Source organism: Burkholderia sp. E168m23 (assembly GCF_016586125.1).
Taxonomy (GTDB): domain Bacteria; phylum Pseudomonadota; class Gammaproteobacteria; order Burkholderiales; family Burkholderiaceae; genus Burkholderia; species Burkholderia orbicola.
Window position 1 is genome coordinate 1 of sequence record NZ_BCPP01000009.1, and the last position, 22,194, is coordinate 22,194.

Here is a 22,194-nt window from a genome sequence, read left to right on the forward strand (position 1 = left end):
CGAATCATTGCCTCCCAAGCCTTTTTCGCCCAGGCCGGCTTGCGGTAGAACTTTGCCGCGACGCGATACAGATCAATGATGATTTCTGCTTGCGGGCACTGTGCCTTGATCCCCAGCTCATAGGCCGTAGTCATGTCGATGGTGACCGTTTCGATGCGCGCGGCGATGCCTTCAGGCAACTGTTCGATGCAGGTTCGAAACGTGTCGCGCGAGCCATCCATCCCCCCCCAACCCACAGCACTCACCGGCCAATCGGATCGGCCATTCCCCACGCTTTAACCAATAACTCGCCCAGCAACCCGGCGCCTGAAGTGCCTAGGGTCGAGTAATTATCTTTCCCGCTCCCTTTAAGGTCAGGCGTCAGATTACGCAATCGCCCTCAAGCCCTCCACGATTTTCCGCGAAGCATCTTGATGAAGGGCGGTAAAGTGATCGAGAAAGATTGCCTTTTCAAGTTCGATTGAAGGCGGCATCGTACGGATGCCCTGCCCGCTAGACGCGCCGGTCACACTAACTTGCGGAAGATGGCGTCGAATTTGTTTCTGGAAAAGCAACGGCCGGAAAGTTCATCCGCGAACCGGTTCTCCTGGAACCACTGGATCAAGCAGTGCCACTGGCGCATCGATTCGACGGCGATCATGCGATAGGGAACCCCGGAGTCATTCCGGACGGCGATCTGCATGCGGGGAAGCGACGCCCACAGGCGGACGGTCTCGATCGAAAGCCCCGCCACGATTTCCGCGTCGAACGTCGCGAGGCTCGCGCCGGCGAGGATGCGGCTTTTCGTGGCGACGAGCGGCAGCACGGCCTGGTCGGGGATCACGCCGGCGACATCCGATGGCGATGCGAGCAGACCCTCATCACAAGCCAGTGCCGTTCGTTTACAACGAAAGGCGTGCCCTCGGTCCAGCACACGATGACGTAACCGTTCGAATGCGCGAGGTATCGCAGGCGTCTGCCGCTACCGCCATCCACGCGATCCCTGCAATCGAATGCTGGCTTCCTGACGGTAGTGGGCAAATCGTCGGGATTGAGTCTGTCGTGCACAACGGCAAATGTGCCCTTTTCCAGAATGAGGGCCGCACGCTCGCCATTCGCCCGACAGCGCTTCAATTCGGCGAGCGCCAGTCCGGCCAGACTCTGCGGACCGAACGTCTGCGCCAGTCGGGCAGCCAGTGCTTCGATATTCATGTCGCCGCTCCCCCAGCAATCGCTTAGCCACCCTTCGATGGATGGCTTAATCATCATCAATCGGTATGCCGATCGATCCGTCTGAGTGCTTGAGCAGTCTAGTATCGTGCGAACAATTCTTCTGTCCGCTACCGTGCCCGGGATTTGCCGCCGAGCGCAGCACGCGGCCGCGCGGCGTGGAATAGCCGGTCAACAGATTGCGGGCGGTGCAGCCGGTTCAGGTGGGCTGCCGTCGGGCTCATCAACGAGCATCCGGAGAATTTGCTGCAGTTGCCGCGCGCATCGGCGAGCATCCTCGGGGGCATTTGCATCGATCGCCTCGAGCAGGCTAACGAATGCAATGAGGAAGGAATCGGAGACGGGCGTCTCACGCGCATGCTCGCGCAGATAAGCGCTATAACTGAAAACGCGCTGGATGAATTCGATCTGGTGAGCGGCAAATTCGTCATCGCCCACGGAAGGTGGCACAACGGCGAGAACACTGTCGGACAACGAAGGAGGAAGACGGATGTAAGACGGGCGATCACTCATGCGGATCTCGTGAAACGCACGAGCGCGGCGTGAATGCCCGAAGCACGGACGCTGTTTCACGACGGAAGGCGCCTATGCTATAAGTGTCTCTAGGATTTGACATACCAACGCTCATCGTATTTTTTCATCGACCAGGCGTGGTGTCAAATCAATTTGACACCAAACTTAACTATCGATCGATGCGATTTGATTGGAGCAAGCTGTTCGACGAACTGAAGCGCGAGGGGCAGTTCGGCAGCGATGCGCAACTGGCCGACAGCCTGGGGCTTACGCGCGCGCAAATCTCGGCATGGCGCACCGGCAAAAGCGATCTCGGCATCCTGACCAAGATCAAGATCCTCGATGCACTGGGTCACGACACGTTGCGTACGTCGCTGTCGAGCTTGCTGCCCGAGAAAAACCGGGAAACACAGGCAGCACAGCATGCAAAGCTTCTTGCGCGCATCGACCGAATCCGATCGGGAGTAGGCGTCGTGCCCGCAGAGCGGGACGACGCGGCCGACTCGCCCGTAGTAGCGAACAATCTTCTCGGCGAATTGCCCATGGACGAGCGCAAGCGCATCGAGCCCCATCTGTCGTGGGTCGCGCTGCCGCTCGGGCATGTGGTGTATGAACCGGGCGATCACCTGAGCCACGTCTACCTGCCGACGACGGCGATCATTTCGATGCTGTACGTGATGGAAAACGGTTCGTCCGCGGAAATTGCCGTGGTCGGACGCGACGGGCTGCTTGGCGTCGCGCTGTTCATGGGCGGTGAAACGATGCCGAACCGGGCCATCGTCCAGAGCGCGGGCGAAGCGTTCCGCCTGAGCGGACAGATCGTGAAAGAGGAATTCGCGCGCGGCGGTGCATTGCAGCGCGTGTTTCTGCGCTACACGCAGGCGCTCATCACCCAGATGGCGCAGACGGCCGTGTGCAATCGCCATCACTCGATCGCGCAGCAATTCTGCCGTTGGCTGCTGCTGAGCCTTGACCGGCTGGATTCGCGCAACGTGCGGATGACGCAGGAACTGATTGCCGACATGCTCGGCGTGCGCAGAGCCAGCGTGACGGAAACCGCAAAACGGCTTCAGGAAGAAGGCATCATCCGTTATTCGCGCGGATTGATTGAAGTCGTCGATCGCAGCGCCCTCGAGCGGCGCGTGTGCGAATGCTACATGGTAGTCAAGAGGGAAAGCGACCGGCTGCTGTCGCAAAAGTAGGTACTGCCTGGGCTGCGTCCCGCCATCGACATAACACGGATGCCTGCCGAACACGTTTCTCAGCCAGTCGATGTCCATGCTGTCCCAATTGCCCATGTACCGGGTCTTCCGAAAACGCCCGATCTATTTCCCGACCTGATTGCCGACCACCCCGCCGACGGCCGCGCCGCCCACCGTGCCCAATGCACTGCCGCCCGTCAGTACCGCGCCGGCGACGCCGCCGACACCCGCCCCGATCACGGTGTCCGTTCCACGGTGAGACATCCCACCGCAACCTGCCAGCACGACAATCGTCATGGTGACTATCGCCATCTCGAGTGCCACGGAATCTAGCTTTCTCATGATCATCTCCTTTGGGGTGCCGCGGCGCCGTCTGATCCGGCACGGCGTACGGAGGCCCATGCGCTGACATCTCGATGAAATTCGGGACATCGGTTCATGATGGCCGGTCGATCGCGCGCAGTCGGTCCGCTAACGTACCGGCGCGGATGCCGATCTGCCGCGTCACTGAAACACCGCTTGCGCCGCCCCCAGCGTCACGACCACGCTGTGGCGGCGACCGTCGTCCACGAGCCGCACCGCCGCTTCGCCGGCGGCGAGCCGCACGCCATCGACCACGAGGCGGGACACGCCGCCGCTGGCGCCGCCCGGATTCTCGACGACGATGTCGTAGTGCGACGCGCCGTGACGCAGCGTGGCCCTAAAGCCCGGCCAGGACAGCGGGATGCACGGTTGAATGGACAGAATGTCGCCATGCCTGCGCAGACCGAGCACGCCTTCGACGCCCGCGCGATAGAGCCAGCCGGCCGAGCCGGTGTACCACGTCCAGCCGCCGCGGCCGACATGCGGCGCGACGGAATATACGTCGGCCGCGACCACGTACGGCTCGACCCGATAGCGATTCGCCCCGCTGCGCGTGCGGCTGCGATTGACCGGATTGAGCAGCGCGAACAGCTTCGCGGCGCGATCGCCGTCCCCCATTTGCGCGAACGCAAGCACCGACCACGTGGCCGCATGCGTGTACTGGCCGCCGTTTTCCCGGATGCCGGGCGGATAACCCTTGATATAGCCGGGATCGACCGACGAACGATCGAACGGCGGCGCGAACAGCAGCGCCAGGCCATCGTCGCGGCGGATCAGCCGCGCGTCCAGCGCGTCCATCGCCTGCGCGGCGCGCGCCGGGTCCGCCGCGCCCGACAGCACGCTCCACGACTGCGCGATCGCGTCGATCGAACATTCGGCGTTGTCGGCCGAGCCGAGCGGCGTACCGTCGTCGAAGTAGCCGCGCCGATACCACTCGCCATCCCATCCCGCATCGGCGAGCGCGTCGCGCAACGCGTCGGCGCGCGTCAGCCAGCGCGCCGCCAGATCGCCCGCGCCGCGCGCCGCGGCGAGCGGCGCAAACGCCGCGAGCGTCGCGTGCAGGAACCACCCGAGCCACACGCTTTCGCCCCGCCCGGCTTCGCCGACGCGGTTCATGCCGTCGTTCCAGTCGCCCGTGCCGATCAGCGGCAGGCCGTGCTCGCCGACATGCGTGAGGCTGGACTCCAACCCGCGCACGCAATGCTCGAACAGCGACGCGCTCGTTTCCGAGATGCGCGGGACGAAGAACGCATCCTGCTCGTCGGCGGCCAGCGGCCGCCCGTCGATGAACGGGATCGACGCATCGAGAATCGCCCGGTCGCCGCTGACGTCGACGTAGTGCGCGACCGCATGGGCGAGCCAGACGCGGTCGTCGGAGATCCGCGTACGTACGCCGCTGCCGCTTTCGGGCAGCCACCAGTGCTGCATGTCGCCCTCCGGGAACTGGCGCGCCGCCGCCCGCAGCAGATGCTCGCGCGTCAGGGCCGGGCGGGCGGCCGCAAGCGCCATGCCGTCCTGCAGCTGGTCGCGAAAACCGTACGCGCCGCTGGCCTGGTAAAAGCCCGCACGCGCCCAGATCCGGCACGACAGCGTCTGGTACAGCAGCCAGCGGTTCAGCATCAGATCCATCGCGCGGTCCGGCGTCTCGACCTGGAGCGCGCCGAGCGTCTCGTCCCAGAACGCCGTCACGGCGGCGAATATCGCATCGAGATCCGCCTGACGGTAATGCTCGACCAACTGTCGCGCCGCCGCCGCATCGGCGCCTTCGCCGAGCAGCAAGACGATTTCGACGACACCGCCGGGTTCGAGATCGACCGTGGTCTGCAACGCGGCACACGGATCGAGCCCGGCGCCGACCCGGCCCGACAGCGGCGGCGCACCGACGCTGCCCGGAAAACCGGCGGGATCGCCCAGCACGCCATTGCGGCCGATGAACTCGCGCCGGTCCGCGCTCCAGGCGGTTTGCAGGCCGCATAAATCGGCGAACGCCACCCTGCCGCGATACACCTGACTCCAGTCGTTGCGGGCAAACAGCGCTCCGGTCGGCTGATCGATCTCGCTCGCGGTGTGCGGCGCCGCGACGCTGCGCGACGCACCCAGCGCCCACTCCGCATAGGTTGCGACGGACAGCCGGCGGGGCCGGTCCGACAGGTTGCGCAAGCTCAGGCGCGAAATCTTGACGGGATCGGCCAGCGGCACGAACTGCAGCAATTCGACGGCGACCTCTGCGGCGGTATGCGCAAACCGGCTGTAGCCCTGGCCATGACTCGCGACGAACGCGGTCGCGCCCGGCGCATCGTCGCCGATCGGGTTCGCCTGCGGCCCCCAGCGCATGCCGGTCTCGTCGTCGCGGACATAGAACGCCTCGCCGGGCGGATCGGTGACCGGGTCGTTCGACCACGGCGTCAGCGGATGCTCGCGGCTGTTCGTCACCCAGGTATGGCCGCCCCCTTCCGCCGAGGTCAGGAAGCCGCATGACGGATTCGCGACGACGTTGACCCACGGCATCGGCGTGCATTGACCGGGCTGCAGGGTCACCACGTATTCGCGGCCGCCGCGCGCGAAACCGCCGATGCCGTTGAAGTATTCGAGACCGGCGCCGGCCTGCGCGCCCTTCGGCCGCGCAATCGTCGGCGGCGGCAGCGGCGCACGTGCGGCATCCGCGCGGGCGGGCGGCGGTGAACCCGCGAGGCGGCGCAACTGGTCCACCAGCCGGCCGTTGCGCGCGGCGAGCACGGCGCGCGCGACCGACGGAAACAGCGCGCGCGCCGCCGCCGCCATCAGGTCGTCGCGCAGCACGAAAATACTGCCGCGCCCGGCTTCGTCCGGCGGCTGCCGGGTCCGCACCAGCCCCTCGAGCGCCGCCTGCAAATCCTGCACGTACGACGCCGCGCGCTCGTTGATGATGACCAGATCGACCTCGAGCCGCTTCATCCGCCAGTACTCGTGCGCGCGGATCAGCTGCCGCACCATCGCGATGTGCTCGATGTCGTCGATCCGCACCAGCAGGATCGGCAGATCGCCCGATACGCCATGCGTCCATAGCGGCGACGCGCCCACGCCGCCCGCCGCCGACACCGCCGCTGCATGGCGCAGCAGCGCGGCGGACCCCGGCCGCATCGACGCATCGCTGTAGAGCATGTATCCGGCCAGTTGCTGGAACAACGCGGCCTCGTCGAGGCTCACCGCGCTATGCCGCAGTTGCACCTGCGCCTGGGTCCACGCGAGCATTGCCGCCCGCGCGAACGATTCGCCGTCGCGATGCTTGTCGACCAGGTCGAGCAGCTGCGCGCGCGAATCCGCGACGATGGTCCAATAGACGATGCTCGCCTTCGCGCCCGGCTCGATGCGCAGCCGCTGCCGCAGCGTGAACGCCGCGTCCAGTACCGAGCCTTCGCAAGCGCCCAGCGCACGCTGTTCGGTCAGCGCAAGCGGCAGGCGAACGCTGCGCCCGCGTCCGATGACGCGCAATCGATCGGTGTCGAATTCTTCCGCGCCGACGGTTTCGCCGGAGGTCACGGCCAGATGCGCGGCCCAAACTTCCGCCTCGTTCGGCGCGCGCTTGCGCCGCGTCGCCAGAATCGCGCCGGACGCCGGCACGTACTCGGTTTCGATGAACAGTTTCGAGAATGCGGGATGGGCATGATCGGCGGCGGGCGGAGCGAGCACGATTTCCGCGTAGGACGTGAATTCGATCACGCGTGGCCGGGAGCCGGTATTGGCCACCGACACCCGCCGCACTTCCGCATCGTCCTCGGCGGATACCACCACCTCAAGCGACGTCGTCAAGGTGCCGTCGCGACGCACGAACTCGGCGCGATCTTCGGTGAACGTCACTTCGTAGCTGTCCGGCACCACGCCGGTGGGCTGCCACGTGGCCGACCAGACCTCGCCGCTCTCGGCGTCGCGCAGATACAGATAGCTACCCCAATCGTCGCGCGTCGCGTCTTCCCGCCAGCGCGTGACGGCCAGATCGTCGCGGCGGCTGTAGCCGGAGCCCGCGGCCGTGAGCATCACGGCGTAGCGGCCGTTGGACAGCAGATGCGTGACGGGCGCGGGATCGTCCGCCGACAGCAGGCGCCGTGCAACGCCGGCGTCGACGCCATGCATCCTGCCGGCGGGTCTGGCGTCGACCCGCGGCCGCCCTGCCGCGACCCGGCCCGGCACCCGTTCCTGCAACAGCAACTCGGTGGCGCGCACGGCCGGCTCGCCATGGAAGAAGGCGCGAATGCGCCCGCCCAGCAGTGCATTGGCGATCGACACGATCGACATGCCCTGGTGATGCGCCATGAATGCCCGCACGATCGCAACTGGCATGCCTTCCGGCACGCGCGCGGGCGTGTAGTCGAGCGCTTCGTAGAAGCCGAAGCGCCCGCACGCGCCGGCTGCACGCAACCGCTCAAAGTTGCGCGCGGCGGCGTTCGGCGCGACCATCGCCGCGAGCGCGGTCGCATAGGGCGCGACCACCAGGTTCTGGTCGAGATCGCGCTTGAGCCCCAACTCCGGCACGCCGAAGCTCGAATACTGATAGGTTAGCTCGATGTCGCGTGTGTTGTACGCCGATTCGGACATGCCCCACGGCAGGCGCAGCCCGTCGCCGTAGGCGATCTGGCGACGCACCACCAGCTGATTGGTGCGCGCGAGCAGGCTGCTGTCCGGCGCGCGCATCACGAGCGACGGCATCAGGTATTCGAACATCGATCCCGACCACGAGATCAGCGCCGCGCCGTGCCCGATCGGCGTCGCCAGGCGGCCGAGCCGGAACCAGTGTCGCGCCGGGACATCACCCTTCGCGATCGCGACGAAACTCGCGAGGCGCGCCTCCGATGCCAGCAGATCGTAGTTGCCCGGATCGAGCCGCCCGTCGCCCACCGCGTAACCAATCGACAGCAGATTGCGCACCGGGTCGAGCAGAAAGCCGAACTCCATCGCATAGGCTATCTGCAACGCGGTATCGGCCAGCGTATGCAGGCGCTTGTTCAGCACGTCCGCTTCGTCCGGCGTGCGCGTCGCGTCGCGGCAATGCCCTTGCACCGCGTGCTCCAGCGCCTGCGCCCAAAACAGCACGTCGTCGACGTCGCCGCCCCGCACCCCGCCGACCTCGTCCGTCAGCGCGCGCGCGACATCGGCGACCGTCGCGGTGAGGATCGTGATCTCGGACCATTCCGGCGCTGCGGGGCCGTCCGGGGCGCCGACTTCCCGGGCCGGCGCGGCGAGCGTCTCATCCAGCTCGGTCGCGGCCTGCTCGAATTCGCCGTGCAAGGTCGTCCGGGCATCGCCATCGCGGCACACGGCCTTGCGCAACAGCGCGAGCGTGTCACCGATCCCTTCGTACGCGGCCTGCCACCCCACACCGGCGGGCTGATTCGCCCAGGCCCGGCAACCGTTGCCGAGGGCGATCAGGTGGCCGGCAAGATTGCCGCTGTCGACCGACGACACGTACTTCGGCTCGAGGGGCCGCAGGTCGCGCGTGTCGTACCAGTTATAAAAGTGGCCGCGATAGCGTGACATCAGTCGCATCGTCGCGACGGTCGCCTCCAGCCGCGACACCGCGTCCAGCGTACCGAGCCAGCCAAACTCGCGGGCGCTGACGGCAGACAGCAGGTATAGCCCGATGTTGGTGGGCGAAGTCCGGTGCGCGACGACGGGCTTCGGGTCCTCCTGGAAATTGTCCAGCGGCAGCATCTGATCGTCCGCCGTCACGAACGTCTCGAAATAACGCCAGGTCCGGCGCGCGTCGCGCCGCAGTTGACGCGCATCGTGCGGGGCCACCGGCAGCTCGCCCGCCGACCGTGGTGCGCGGCTCAGCCAATACGCGATCGCCGGCGCGGCAAGCCAGACGAGTACGAACGGCACGGCCAGCCAGCCCGTATGACGATCGAAGCGCCAGCCCGCCATCAGACTGGCAGCCGCGACAAGCAGCGCGAGCGTCACGCCGCCGCGCATTTGCAGATAGGTGGGCGCGAGGGTCCGCCGGTCGCGCGCACCCGCTGCGGCCGCCGTGGTCCATTCGAGCAGATGGCGACGGCTGATCGCCACACGAAACAGCGTACGCGCGATCGCGTCGCCCATCGACCACGCCTGCTGCGGCAACATGACGATCGACAGGCCGAACCGCGTCAACGCGAACCGCAACTCCATCGACCATGCATGGAGCACGCTGCGCGTGGTCATCTTCACGTGCGTGCGCCGCCAGCGCGGCACCAGCCCGCTCAATACAGGCAACAGGAACGGCAGCGCGATCGTCACCAGCACGAAGGCGCTCCAGGCGAGCGATACGGGGAGCGGCAGCATCCATCCGGCCAGTAGCGCGACCAGCATGGCGGGCGCCGTGAGTGTGCGGCGCAGGTTGTCCAGCATCTTCCAGCGGCCGACCGCCGTCAACGGTTCGTGGCCGAACAGCAACCAGGGCAGGAGCTGCCAGTCGCCGCGCGCCCATCGGTGCAGGCGGCTCGCGGCGACGTCGTAGCGGGACGGCGACGCTTCGACAACCTCGATATCCGACGCCAGTCCGGCCCGCGCGAAAATACCTTCGAACAGATCGTGACTGAGCACCGCGTTCTCCGGCACGCGACCGGCGAGCACCGCCTCGAACGCGTCGACGTCGTAGATGCCCTTGCCCGCATAGGATCCTTCGTCGAACAGATCCTGATAGACATCCGATACGGCTGACACGTAAGGATCGATGCCGTGCGCGCTCGACGACACGCGCTGGAACAGCGAACCCTCGTCGCCGCTCGCGAGCGAGGACGTGACGCGCGGCTGAAGGACGCCGTAGCCGCCGACGATGCGCCGGCTCGCCGAATCGAATACCGGCCGGTTGAGCGGATGCGCCATCTTGCCGACCAGGCGGCGCACGGTATCGCGCAGCAACCGCGTATCGGCATCGAGCGTGATCACGTAGCGCACGTCCGGCGGCACGTGCGGCGTCCGGCCGGCCGCCGCGATGAACGTCGTGTCCGATGCGCCGCGCAGCAATCGATTCAGCTCGTGCAGCTTGCCGCGCTTGCGCTCCCAGCCCATCCAGCACCGTTCGCCGTCGTTCCATACGCGCTTGCGGTGCAGCAGCAGGAAGCGCTCGCCTTCGCCCGGCGCAGCCGGATAAAGGCGATTCAACCGGTCGATGCCCTCCGTCGCGGATGCCAGCAACCTGTCGTCGCTGTCGGCGTGCGGCGTGGACGCGTCCATCCAGTCGGAGAGCAAAGCGAAGTAAAGCGCGCCGTTGGGGCTCGCCAGATGATGAATTTCCAGTTGCTCGATCTGCTCGCCGAGCACAGCTTCCGTTGTCAGCAGCACCGGCACGGCGACCATCGTGCGCAGGTCCGGCGGAATGCCGTCGAGCAATGCGAGGCCGGGCAGGATCTTCGCGCCGACATCGCGCATCACGCCGCGATTGACGAGCGCGACCGCGGCATCCAGCGCGGGTAGCAGGCCGGCGACGCCGAGCCAGATCAGCCAGTGACCGGGCGGTTCGACACGCGTGAGCCACGCCAGCATGCCCGCCAGCAGCAGCGCGACGATCAGCCCGATCCGGCCGAGATAACCGCCGAGACCGGCGTGGCGTGTCAGGCGCCGCAGCCACAACGCGACGGGCGGCCGATAGCCGATCTCCGCTTCGAGCGCGGCGCGGCCGTTCGCCAGCAGGTAGTAACCGGGATCCGTCTCGGCGGCCGGCCCGCAGCCTGCACCCTGCGCCGCCGCATCGGCGACGACGCGGCGGGCAATCTCGAGCTCGCTGACGGGTGCGCCGCGGGCCAGCGCTTCAACCGCGTCGCGATACAGGTTGCGCGTGGGGAAATCCATCTCCGCGAAGCCTGGGTGGCTGCGCAGTACCTGATCGACCAGGCTGACGCGCTCGAACAGATCGGTCCAGTCCACCTCCGAAATCAGCCGCATGCTGGTGATCACGTTGCGCACGGTCAGGCTGGCGGCGCCCTGCTGATGGTTGACGGACGCGACAATTTGGTCCGGCGTCGCGCCGCGCGCCGCCAGGTGCCGATGCAGCCACGCCAGTGCCGGCGCGACGGCCGGATTGGGATCGTGCAGCCGCTGAATCAGCTGCACCGCGAACGCATCGTGCAATACGGCCTGCTCGTAATTGGCGACGAGCGGCTCCGCCGCGACCCGCGCCTGGCCGCCCTCGCCGAGCAGGCGATCCGCGAGCGCGTCGGCGTCGAGTCTCGCGCGCCGGTCGTCGATGATCTGATCCGCGAGCCGTCGCAGGTTCTCGATCAGCACGATCCGCAGCGTGATCGCCACCGCCCACAGTTCGCCGATCGTCAACGGTTCCACGGCCTGATAGGCAAGCATGAAACGACATAGCGCATCGGGATCGAAACGGCTGTCGGTATGGGCGACGAAGGCCCAGTTGATCTCGAACACGCGCGGATAACCGGCGAACGGGCCGTTGCCGAGTTTGGGCAGTTGCCGGTAATAACGCGGGGAGAGATCATCCCGGATCTGCCGCACCTGTTCCGCGACAAGATAGTAGTTGTCGAGCAACCACTCTGCCGCAGGCGTGATTTCTTCGCCGCGTGCGTCTGCGGCCGCCGTGTTCTGGTAGGCCTTCAGCAGATGATCCGCGTTGTCCTTCAGCCGCGTGGCGAGCGACGGGCCCGCTGCCACACCGGGCAGCACCTTCTGCGCGCGAGCCAGGCTGCCCGCATGCTGCGCCAGTCGCTCCTCGCCGAAGAACTCCTCGCGAATCGGCCGGGCATTGCTCCATGGCGATGTCCGGCGTCGCGACACACGCGCAACGTGAATCTTCAAGGCGCTTCCTCCCCCATCGCCGCACCATCCGCAGCGGCTTCATGCCCGGCACACCCGGGCCGTCAGGCCGCTTCCGACAGCGATTTCGCGATGGGTTCGCACCGCAACGCTCCGTGCTGCGCGGATCGGACGGCTGCGTTCTCGCACGCCAGCGACACGAAGGCATCGCGAGTCGTATGCAGCGCGTTCGCCGTCCGATCGATGTCGTGCACGATGCGCTTTGGCAAGCACAGCTCGATGCGCACCGAATTCGACGTCATCCGGCTCAGGTCCAGATCGATGAACCGCCAGATCCCGTCCCCGGCATCAACTTCCGACGCCTGCAATACCGACATGTCCGTGGTCGGTGGCGGAACGAGACGCGCGGAGCGGTCGTAGCGGGCCATGACCCGTTGCTCGGCGGCCGCTTGCAGCTCGCCATACGAGTCGCCCTCCACGCCGACCTCGGGGAAATCCGGAAGCGCGCCGCGATAGCGGGGCTGCCCATGCTGCGTGATGTAGATCGGATATTTCATTAACCGCTCCCGGCTGAAGAACGTGACGAACGTCATCGTGCATCGCGCAGGCTCGTCGAGTCGGTACGCTGAAGAACAGTCTCCGGGAAGCGTTTCGTGGTGCGCTGCACGTCGTTCACACACCGGATCGCCCGATATTTCGCTATCCGGTCACGCAAGCGCAGCGCGCGCGATCGAGGTACGGCACCGTACCGATCGGCATGGCGATAGGGCGCACGCTCGCATCAGGGCTTCTGCCCCTGTTGCCAGAACGCCCAAGACGACCCGAGATGCAGTGCGCCTCATCGCTCATGCGCCAGGTTGTCGTCACCGAAACGGAGCGTCACCATGAATCCCATCACACTCGTGTTATCTGCCGCGTTCGTCCTCGCGGCATTCGCCATCGGCGCGTGGGGCCACCTGTATCTTGCGGCCCCCCTTTTCATCGTCGCGGTCCTGATCGCACTGTCCGTGCGGGTCGCCAACGTCTGGGAGAAGTTCGTGATCCTGCGGATTGGCAAGCTGCAAAGCGTCAAGGGTGCCGGTTTTTTCATGATCATTCCAATCCTGGACAATGTTGTCGCGATCATCGACGAACGCATTCAAACCACCGCCTTCAACGCCGAACAAGCGCTGACCAAGGACACCGTGCCCGTCAACGTCGACGCCGTGATTTTCTGGCACGTCCATGACGCGCAGAAAGCCGCGCTCGCCATCACCGACTACCGGCAGGCAATCGACCGCGTTGCGCAAACCTCGCTGCGGGAAATGATCGGGGCATCGATGCTGGCTGCCTTGTTGTCGGATCGCAAGGCGGCCGACATGCACCTGCGCGACGAGATCGGCAGAAAGACCGTGGATTGGGGCGTGACCGTCCGCTCGGTCGAGACCCGCGATGTTGCGATCCCAGTCGCGCTGCAGGATTCGATGTCGCGCCAGGCGCAAGCCGAGCGCGAAAAGCAGGCACGGGTGATCCTCGGCTCGGCGGAGGCCGAGATCGCGACCAAGTTCGTCGAAGCGGCGCAGGTCTACGAAAATCATCCAGGTGCGCTTCAGTTGCGAGCGATGAACATCATCTACGAAACGACGAAGGAACGCGGCGCGACGATCCTGATCCCCAGTGCGATGGTTGACAGCCTGAATCCCGTGCTCGCGCTTGCGATTGCCGGGTATGACGCGGCGGGCGCCGCGCCGGTGCCTGCGCTCAAGACAGCAGCGTGATCGCTAGCTCGTATTCGCTCCCCCGCGACGCCTTGCGCAGATCGCCCGGACATTGCTAGAACGGGGTGTACCCCACACGATTTGATGACGAGACTGTTGCGAATACTCCACCGTGGGCAGGAGGCGGAAATTGCTTCATCACATTACAACGCGGGGTTGGTCGCGGCAGGGGTGGGTCCCCCTCTCATTCGAGGTCGGCCGTGGATCTTCACCTAGCATCGATTGATGATCGCCATGAACGTATCGTTGCAAGGAGATAGTGGCCGCGTTCACCTCACAAAGGCTGATCGTCGAATTGCAACTGGTTCGTCACCGAGACGATGCCGTCGACGCGCCAGGCGACTGTTGCTACGAAATTCGCCTCGTTCGCGTCGGCAACCGAGCCGACAAGCGTCGCGATGACGGTGTATCACCTTGCGGGCGACCCACGCGCCCTTTTCCGCGCCTTCATTTCTTGTTACTCGTTGGTTTGATGGTATGTCTGAAACCCGCTGGCTTGACATCCAGACAGCAACCATTTGATTTTAAACAGATGTTTAGAGGTGGCGGGGCGCAACCCCGCATGCAGTCCAGATCGCTCTAACCGGAAAATTGCATGGAGATCAAGGTTAGCAGTCAAAGCAAGTCCCGGCTAATGCACATGAGTTGCCAGATCCTCTGGCATAGCTGGCGCAAACCACCTACGCCGCGCGGAGTACTCCCACGGTTCAATCTCATCGGTGCGTGCGATTACGTTGCGGTGCTGCTTCGCGAGCCCAGCCTTATCTCGCGCCATCTCTCGTATGCTATTGAGGCGAATGGCCGCCATGTGATCACGTGCTGGCGCCACCATCGTCATGCCCCGTTTGACCCAGCAGCTTGCAGCCTTGCGTCAGCAACGCGACGAAGTCGCTGCCGAGGTTGAACGACTGGTGATTGCTCACCCTCTTTGGCTGGTCCTGACCAGCATGCCGGGAGTCGGCGTCAGGACCGCCGCCAGACTCCTGACCGAAGTTGCCCACAAAGCCTTCGCCTCGGCCGCTCATCTGGCGGCCTACGCTGGTCTTGCCCCGGCCACCCGACGCTCTGGCTCATCCATCCGCGGTGAGCATCCATCCAGACACGGCAACAAGGTATTCAAGCGCGCCTTGTTCCTGTCCGCCTTCGCGGCATTGCGGGACCCAGTCTCATAATAGTCCTACCCCAATTGGTACGCTCTTGGCAGACGCACGCGAGGCGGAATTGCAAACACGCTAGGCGGCAGGAGTCCTATGTGTCCATCGCATCAGGACCAAATTGCTCCCGTCGCGCTGTATGCGCACACATTGAGATGGAAGTGTCCACGGGTCGGGACGATGCGAGTCGTCAATGTGCTCCAGCCAAGCTGTCACCGCCTCCACCTCCATGCTCAGTTGCCACTCGGTGGCCGTGTTGAGCAGATCGAGTGTCGAATCGTCAAGATTCCAAGCGTACTTCGCGAATGTGTCCTGCAAGCGATTGAAGTTTGGTTCGGCCCAAGGGTCGTGCTCCTTGACCAGTCGAACAAAATCACATTCAAGCAGGTCCTGCACAATACAGATCAGCCTCCCCAGCTCTTGCCCTGCCTGGCGCCCCTTCAGTACCGTTGTCCACTGTCCCCAACGAACATCCAGTTCGTCGAGCGCGACTTCATACGGGCAACGTACGTCATGATATTTGGTTGCGTCAGGATCACATTCCTGCCAAAAAATTCCGTCACCTCCAATGGGCATCCCGAACCAACGACAACGGCAAGTAGCATGGCGCTCTCGGAGCGGTGCGACGAGACGTTTATAGAGAGCCACAAATGGCGGCGGATTAGGTACCAGATCTCCTGTCTGCACGAAGAAATCAAACATCGTCCGAAACAAATAATTCAACCGCTTATCATCGACGACATGCTTAATACGGTCATCAAACACTTGACGCTCAGACTCCCACTCCACATTGACTGATTGCAAATATGGCTTTACGGAATCAGCAGGCGGACAAATAGAATAAAGTTGCCCAAGCTTCTGAGCATAGGGAGCACACTCAAATATTTGGCTTGTATGATATATAAATATATCTTTCTTCGAATATTGAGCCGCCGCTTCCGTTACATCGCCGATCCACCCTAAGATGCGACTCGGCACCTCGCCCAATCCCTCGTCCGTGGGCCCATTTCCGACGAGAGGCCATTTGGCGCAATGCGTGCGCATCACGTTCCGCAGTGCAGCGATGCGCCCCTCTAAAATCGTACCGTAGTGACGCGGGGGATGAACAACCTGCAACTGAGATGCATGAAAAGGGCACGATGCCAGCCATACCACTTCGTGAAACACACTGTGGTAGCCAAGTTCGGCGCATTCAGGACAGAAACGTATAGTGAATTCGTTTCCGTCCCCAACATCGAGTCCATAGGTACCGCATTGATTCAGGCCGAGGCCAAGTCGAATTACAGTAGATACTGTTGACTCAGGCTCGCCGAGCGTGGCAGCCAGCCGTTCGATTTCCTCGTCCGGCGACTCAGACGGACGATCTGGACGCCATGCCAAAACATCGATGCCCTTTCGGAAATTGACATGATTGAGTTCGCAAAATCGCAAAAAAATGCTGATCTTGGACTCGTACGGCCTCAGGCATCCTTTCCACCAATTGAATTCTGGATAATCCATATTAAGATGGCGGACAAATAATACGCATATGGTCTGAGAAATTCGTTCTGGCCAACCGCTTCAGCCAGTTTTCATACGACGTGACTTCCTCCCACTCGCCACCACGTGCCAATTCGTAGAGCGTCGCCTCGATGGTTCGAGCAATATGTTGCATGGGAAATTCACCAAATCGCCTCGCGTTGTCGGGGGATAGTTCCTGAAGAGCCGTCCAGATATCAGCGCCACATTCGGCCAACCGCCGGCCACGGCCGAAGCACTCGGGTGCGAAGTACTCGAGGAAAGATATCTCACTGTCTTCAGGCCAACGAGAATCAATGTCGTAGCCATTCAACACATAGTCCAGTTCGTCCTTCGTACGGAGGCCGTGGAATTGAGCATGAGACGCCATGAATCGCGCAGAAACGTGAGCATTTCCGGTTCCGGCGAAGTAGTCATACTTGTAGTTCAGTTGATGAGACCCTATCGAAATGACACTCAGCAGATACCCTTTGTTATCCAGATCGTTCTGTAGTCCCATCAACCACTGCCACTCGCGCAATGTCATGCCCTGCGCTTCGTCGATTAGCAGGATCACATAGTTTCGACGCGCCCACTCGGCAATTGCGATGAACCGTTGCAGACATAGATAGCGCCCCTCCGCACGCGGCGGCGGCTTCGCCGCATTGACCAGTACGAATCGAGACGCCAGCAGCAACATGTGCCAAAAACCTGCCTCACTCAGATGGCTATCAGGCGGGCGAATCCATACAACCAGCGGCAGCTCGATCTCGAAGCGCTCGCGTAGCACCTGAGACAGGAAGTACTTGACGCACTTTGACTTCCCCAGCCGTGACGCACCTCGCAAATATGCGCCCGGGCACTGCTGATCGATCCAATCACCAATCTGGGAAATCATTTCGTTCATGGGTGGCGTATAGACCGCATACTGCTGCGTGACGATACAGTGCCGTGGGTCAATATGTGCTGGGAGCGAGAATGTCATCACGACCTCGTTGAGGCGATCCGACGGGGCGGCAAAGGTAAGGGAGTGTCCCGTCGCTTAGCGCTGGATGAGCGATCTTTTGAGGTACGCGTTTCAATCTTCTCGCCATCTGACGCCTCCTCTGCGCGTTTCAGTGCGCCATCAAGCATCGTGTCTCCAACCGATCCTGCCGCGGCAGCCGTCAGGATGCGACGGGCCTCCAGGTAGGCAGGATGAACCGGTAGTTTTCCTTTAGGCTGCGCTTCTGAGAAATGCACGAACGCCTCGACCGGATCCATCCCCGGAGAAGCGCGAAACTTCCCGCTCCTGTTTGCCTGGCAAATCGCCGTACGTACAGCCAAGCTGTGTGGCAATCCATTCCACGGAGGCGCTGCTCGCAGTATCCCCAACGAAGTACCGTTGATCTCGGCACCCATTGCGATGCGAGCATCGTTCTCTCTATGTGCGATCACCCATATCTTCGACCCAGCTAGATCATGCCGAATGCCCAGGATCTCGTTCGAATACGTGGCGTTGAAGAATTCGACGTACGGTCGTCGCCCAGTGCTGGCTCCACCCCGCACCGTACAAAGCTTCCGAACACTGAACATCGAGTTGACCATCTCAGGTTCCACATGTCGCAACACCGAAGATGAATGGCGATAGAGGAACGCTGCATACTCCAGAGGGGTGCGGTATCCGATACTCCGATGAGGCGTGCTGTTGTAGTTTGCGATCAGGATGTCGAGAATTTCTTCTGCATACTCGTATTGGAAGCGGCTCGTCAACGCCACGGCGTCCGGATTGCGACCTTTCTTATCTTGCGGCTTGGCGCCAGTCGTGTTGGATAGTCGCTGAAATCCACGTCCTGCCAAATGGCGATTGAACGTCTCGATGAAAGGTCGATCATCTTTGCTACGTCGCTTCGAAAACGAGCTTGATGGGTCAAGTAGTTTGGATCGAACGACATCTTCCAGAGATCGGCGAACATGCTGACATGTCTCTGCAAGTGCGCCATCTACGCTTGTCTCGTCCCAGCATAAACCAACATAGTCCGGGCCGAGCACCGACAATAGCCCTGCGCCAGGTATATAAGCATCCTCACTAAATGTCACTTGCCGCGGCGTCCAGGGGTTCAGCGATGCCTTGATCGCTCGAAGGACGTCGTCGGTCGACACTTCCCGTCTTAGACTGAAGTAGTACCCAATGACCGCTCGAGAAACAACTTCGAGCAAGACAACCACCCAGAGCCGATGGACCATTTTCTCAACAAAGCCGCCCCCGATCTGCGGCAGGAGCACACAGAACCGCCCGTCGATTTTATGCGCGTCCATCTCTACTCGCTGCATAAACCGGGAAACTGGGCGGTTAGTCCCATCGCCCGTTGCTAGTTTTTTGACCATATCCGGCCCCCCTGCCTCATGCGCCATTACTTTGGGGTTCGCCAGCAGGACTTTCTCGACGTAGCGCCTGATCGAGTAATAACCGAGACTGACAGTGTTAAAGGGCCATTCGTCGCGTATCTCGTAACCAAGCGCTCGAAGCTGATCAAGAAACCAGTTGTGATGACGAGTCTTCGCGCGCTTTATCTCGGCAAGCTTGTTCGTGCGCGGGATAGTCAAAATCCTGGCGTCGAAACTTTTCCTCAGTTCCGGATGAGCGTCGAGAATACCCTGCATTGCACCGGCCGCACCGCCACCATAGACATCTACGTGGATCCGTTTGATTCGATGGTACGGGCGCATTCGCACGTACGGCATCAAACCCCGCCATCCAAACTCTCGGCCATCCTCATGAGTCTCGAGGCAACGCTCGTTGATCAGCCGATAGGCCTGCTTCGCGCTAAGCGATGTTGCTTTCTTGATCGACTCGGGTGATTCCCCGGCCAGGTACAGCTCAACCGCCTTCTTCCTCGCGAAATAAAGCGCTTGTCGAGAGTCAGTCATCGTACCTACGTCGGGCGTCACCCACTTTGAAGTGTCATGGGCCCGTCCTCGCACTATCCGCTGCGAAAACACTGGCAGTTCTTCGGAGTCTTCAACTGACATCCCGCCCTCCTCGCCATCGGAGCGACACGCTCAACTCATCTGAGCGCCGTCCTGACAACACCTGTCCGAAAGAAGGCTAGTACATCAAAAACGCATGCACGGGATTAGTTACAAAATCACCAAAATGCTGGGATGAGATACAATTTTATGCAAATTTTCTCCTCGTGAATTTGTTCCCGGGATCCCGGAGACGCCCTATTGGCGGGGGTGTCGTAGATACAAATTTATGCAAACCAACGGTCGGGCGACGATTGCCCGCGACCGGCGAGCCACGTACAGTATTTGCCTGCCTCCATTCCGGAACCCCCATGCCGATCGCATTTCTGAAGATGAACGCGAATGGCGATGACTTCGTCATCGTCGACCTGCGCGGTCACGAACACGATCGCGCGCATCCCGTCGACGGCGACCTCGTGCGGCGCATGGGCGATCGGCATCGCGGCATCGGCTTCAACCAGCTCGCGGTGATCTCGGACGGCAACGACGCGGCCGCGCGCGTCGCGTTCTGGAATCCCGACGGCTCGACGCTCGATACCTGCGGCAGCGCGACGCGCGGCGTCGCGTGGAAGCTGATGCGGGAAACCGGTGCGACATCGGTCGTGCTGCGCACGAATCGCGGGCGCCTGCACTGTTCGCAGGATGCGGACGGGCTGATCAAGGTCGACATGGGCGCGCCGCGGCTCGGCTGGCAGGACGTGCCGCTCTCGGAAGCCATCGACACGCTCGCGCTGCCGCTGCCCGGTGCGCCGGCCGCATGCAGCATGGGCAATCCGCATTGCACGTTCTTCGTCGACGATGTCGGCACGATCGACATCGAAGCGCTCGGCCCAACCATCGAAACGCATCCGCTGTTTCCGCTGAAGACCAACGTGCATTTCGTTCAGGTCATCGATCGATCGCATATCCGTCTACGTATCTGGGAACGCGGCGGCGGCGTGCCGCTCGGCTCCGGCTCGTGTTCGTGCGGCGCGGCGGTCAACGGCATCCGGTGCGGGCTGCTCGACGATACCGTGCGGGTGACCTGCGACGGCGGCGACGTCATCGTTCAATGGGACGGCGCCGGCAGCGTGTTCCTGAGCGGCCCCGTGACGTTCGGGTTCAGCGGAGTGTGGCCGTGACGACCGACGACGCACGAACCTTCCACGCGCTGCGCCCGCGCCTGCAGAAGATCGCATACCGGATGCTCGGCTCCGTCGCGGATGCCGAGGACATCGTGCAGGACGTGTGGCTGCGCTGGCACGACGCGGCGCGCGACGACATCGAGAACGCCGAGGCGTGGCTCGTCGCGGTCACGACGCGCACGTCGATCGATCGCCTGCGCGCGGCGAAGCTCCGGCGCGAGCACTACACGGGTATCTGGCTGCCCGAGCCGGAACTCGGCGAATCGCCGGCGACGCCCGAGGAAATGACGGAGCGCGCGAACGACGTGTCGGTCGCGTACCTGCTGTTGCTCGAACGGCTGACGCCGGAAGCGCGCGCGGCGTTCCTGCTGCATGAAATCTTCGAGTTCGACTACGACCGGATCGCCGACGCGATCGGCAAGAGCGAAGCCGCGTGCCGCCAGCTCGTCAGCCGGGCCCGCGCGCGGCTGCGCGACGATACGCAGCCGCGGCACGCGGTGCCGCACGAAACGCATCGCCGGCTGCTGCAGACGTTCACGCATGCACTCGCACACGGCGACTTCCCGTCGATCCAGGCGCTGCTCGCCGAAGACGCGATGCTGATCGGCGACGGCGGCGGCCATGTCCAGAGCTTCCCGAAACCGATGGTCGGCGGCCGGCGCATCGCTCAACTGTTCTATGCGACGTGGTTGCGCTGCGGCAGCGGTGTCGAGATGCGGCCGGTCGTGCTGAACGGCCAGTGGGCGATGCTGCGCTTCATCGACGGGCAACTCGAAGCGGCGATGTCGTTCGAGACCGACGGCACGCGCATCGGCCGGATTCTCGTGCAGCGCAACCCCGACAAGCTCGCGCGGATCGCGGCCGCCTGCACCGCCGGCTGACGCATGCGGCGCGCGCGCCGGAGCCGGCCGCGCCCGTCGCCGAGCGCCGATTGGTGCAGCGCGCGCAACACGATGCGTCCCCGTGCGTGGCTACCGCGCACCAGCACACCCTCCTAAGATGATTTCGCGCGGCGCCCTGCCGCCCACGACACCCGCGCAGCGCGGGCCAGCCTCTTCGTCGCCAGGAGAAATCATGACGCAGCGTATCAACTACATTCAACAGTCACCCGAGTTGTTCAGGAAATTCCTCGAGCTCAGCAACCTGCTGCGCAGCAGCGCGATCGAGGAATCGATCCGGGATCTCGTGTCCCTCCGGGCATCCCAGATCAACGGCTGCGCGTTCTGCGTCGACATGCACGTGAAGGAGGCACGCATCCACGGCGAGCGCGAGCTGCGCCTGCATCATCTGGCGACGTGGCGCGAATCGACGCTCTTCTCGCCGCGCGAGCGGGCCGCGTTGGCCTGGACGGAAGCGCTGACGACGCTGCCCGCGCACGGCGTGCCGGACGACCTCTACGACCGCGTGCGCGGCCAGCTCTCCGAGAAGGAATTGTCGGACCTGACGTTCGAAGTGATGGCGATCAACGGCTGGAACCGCGCGAATGTCGCGTTCCGGACCGTGCCGGGCTCGTCCGACAAGGCGTTCGGCCTCGACAAGGCCAATCTCGCCTGACGGCCGGCCACCGCCCTCTCTCGCTGCCGGCCGTTGGCCGGCAGCTCACCGGAAGCCACCACCATGATTCGCATGAAACACGTGA

The 22,194-nt window shown here is 63.4% G+C and carries 14 protein-coding genes and 2 pseudogenes; 6 read left to right on the top strand and 10 right to left on the bottom strand.

Annotated features, from left to right (window positions below; all coding sequences use genetic code 11):
• From JMF90_RS00980 to JMF90_RS00995, 4 genes and pseudogenes are all read right to left on the bottom strand, one after another.
• A pseudogene (locus tag JMF90_RS00980) lies at window positions 1-265 on the bottom strand (transposase); the annotation flags it as partial.
• A 240-nt stretch (window positions 266-505) separates the two neighbouring features.
• Window positions 506-823, bottom strand: coding sequence for a hypothetical protein (locus JMF90_RS00985; RefSeq protein WP_226292227.1), 318 nt, complete (start codon window positions 821-823; stop codon window positions 506-508).
• Window positions 820-1,191 (bottom strand): hypothetical protein, encoded by a 372-nt coding sequence (locus JMF90_RS00990; protein WP_127479540.1) that lies wholly within the window; start codon window positions 1,189-1,191, stop codon window positions 820-822. The genes JMF90_RS00985 and JMF90_RS00990 overlap by 4 nt, the downstream gene beginning before the upstream one ends.
• 189 nt (window positions 1,192-1,380) lie before the next feature.
• On the bottom strand, window positions 1,381-1,722 hold the full coding sequence (locus JMF90_RS00995; protein ID WP_153259979.1) for a hypothetical protein: 342 nt from the start codon (window positions 1,720-1,722) through the stop codon (window positions 1,381-1,383).
• 140 nt (window positions 1,723-1,862) lie between these two features.
• On the opposite strand from JMF90_RS00995, the gene JMF90_RS01000 reads away from it, so the two are divergent.
• A complete protein-coding gene (locus JMF90_RS01000) occupies window positions 1,863-2,924 on the top strand; it encodes a helix-turn-helix domain-containing protein (protein ID WP_233344360.1) in 1,062 nt (353 codons plus the stop codon).
• 123 nt (window positions 2,925-3,047) lie between these two features.
• Here the strand turns inward: JMF90_RS01000 and JMF90_RS01005 are convergent, their stop codons facing one another.
• From JMF90_RS01005 to JMF90_RS01015, 3 genes are all read right to left on the bottom strand, one after another.
• A complete protein-coding gene (locus JMF90_RS01005) occupies window positions 3,048-3,266 on the bottom strand; it encodes a glycine zipper 2TM domain-containing protein (RefSeq protein WP_041489507.1) in 219 nt (72 codons plus the stop codon).
• Between the two features lie 162 nt (window positions 3,267-3,428).
• Window positions 3,429-12,056: a GH36-type glycosyl hydrolase domain-containing protein gene (locus JMF90_RS01010; RefSeq protein ID WP_050809581.1), complete on the bottom strand. Its 8,628-nt coding sequence runs from the start codon at window positions 12,054-12,056 to the stop codon at window positions 3,429-3,431.
• 62 nt (window positions 12,057-12,118) lie between these two features.
• Window positions 12,119-12,571 carry a type II toxin-antitoxin system HicB family antitoxin gene (locus tag JMF90_RS01015; protein WP_011548845.1) on the bottom strand — a complete coding sequence of 151 codons (453 nt, stop codon included), beginning with the start codon at window positions 12,569-12,571 and terminating at the stop codon, window positions 12,119-12,121.
• 327 nt (window positions 12,572-12,898) lie between these two features.
• Here JMF90_RS01015 and JMF90_RS01020 point away from each other — a divergent pair, with 327 nt between their 5' ends.
• A complete protein-coding gene (locus tag JMF90_RS01020) occupies window positions 12,899-13,771 on the top strand; it encodes a slipin family protein (protein ID WP_011548844.1) in 873 nt (290 codons plus the stop codon).
• A gap of 824 nt (window positions 13,772-14,595) precedes the next feature.
• Window positions 14,596-14,940, top strand: a pseudogene (locus tag JMF90_RS01025) (transposase); the annotation flags it as partial.
• Between the two features lie 63 nt (window positions 14,941-15,003).
• On the opposite strand, the gene JMF90_RS01030 reads toward JMF90_RS01025, so the two are convergent.
• Genes JMF90_RS01030 through JMF90_RS01040 form a run of 3 tightly spaced genes read right to left on the bottom strand, consistent with a single transcriptional unit; the run spans window position 15,004 to window position 19,434 of the window.
• On the bottom strand, window positions 15,004-16,425 hold the full coding sequence (locus tag JMF90_RS01030) for a hypothetical protein (RefSeq protein WP_011548842.1): 1,422 nt from the start codon (window positions 16,423-16,425) through the stop codon (window positions 15,004-15,006).
• Between the two features lies 1 nt (window position 16,426).
• Window positions 16,427-17,407: an ATP-binding protein gene (locus JMF90_RS01035; protein WP_011548841.1), complete on the bottom strand. Its 981-nt coding sequence runs from the start codon at window positions 17,405-17,407 to the stop codon at window positions 16,427-16,429.
• Window positions 17,407-19,434 carry a hypothetical protein gene (locus tag JMF90_RS01040; RefSeq protein WP_011548840.1) on the bottom strand — a complete coding sequence of 676 codons (2,028 nt, stop codon included), beginning with the start codon at window positions 19,432-19,434 and terminating at the stop codon, window positions 17,407-17,409. The genes JMF90_RS01035 and JMF90_RS01040 overlap by 1 nt, the downstream gene beginning before the upstream one ends.
• Window positions 19,435-19,742: 308 nt before the next feature.
• Here JMF90_RS01040 and dapF point away from each other — a divergent pair, with 308 nt between their 5' ends.
• The 3 genes from dapF to JMF90_RS01055 all read left to right on the top strand — a co-directional run bounded on the left by dapF (window position 19,743) and on the right by JMF90_RS01055 (window position 22,109).
• The gene (dapF, locus tag JMF90_RS01045; RefSeq protein ID WP_011548839.1) at window positions 19,743-20,552 is read left to right on the top strand and encodes a diaminopimelate epimerase; all 810 of its coding nucleotides are present in this window, start codon (window positions 19,743-19,745) and stop codon (window positions 20,550-20,552) included.
• Window positions 20,549-21,436 (top strand): RNA polymerase sigma-70 factor, encoded by an 888-nt coding sequence (locus JMF90_RS01050; RefSeq protein WP_011548838.1) that lies wholly within the window; start codon window positions 20,549-20,551, stop codon window positions 21,434-21,436. The genes dapF and JMF90_RS01050 overlap by 4 nt, the downstream gene beginning before the upstream one ends.
• Before the next feature lie 193 nt (window positions 21,437-21,629).
• Window positions 21,630-22,109 (top strand): carboxymuconolactone decarboxylase family protein, encoded by a 480-nt coding sequence (locus JMF90_RS01055; RefSeq protein WP_011548837.1) that lies wholly within the window; start codon window positions 21,630-21,632, stop codon window positions 22,107-22,109.
• Window positions 22,110-22,194: the final 85 nt, after the last annotated feature.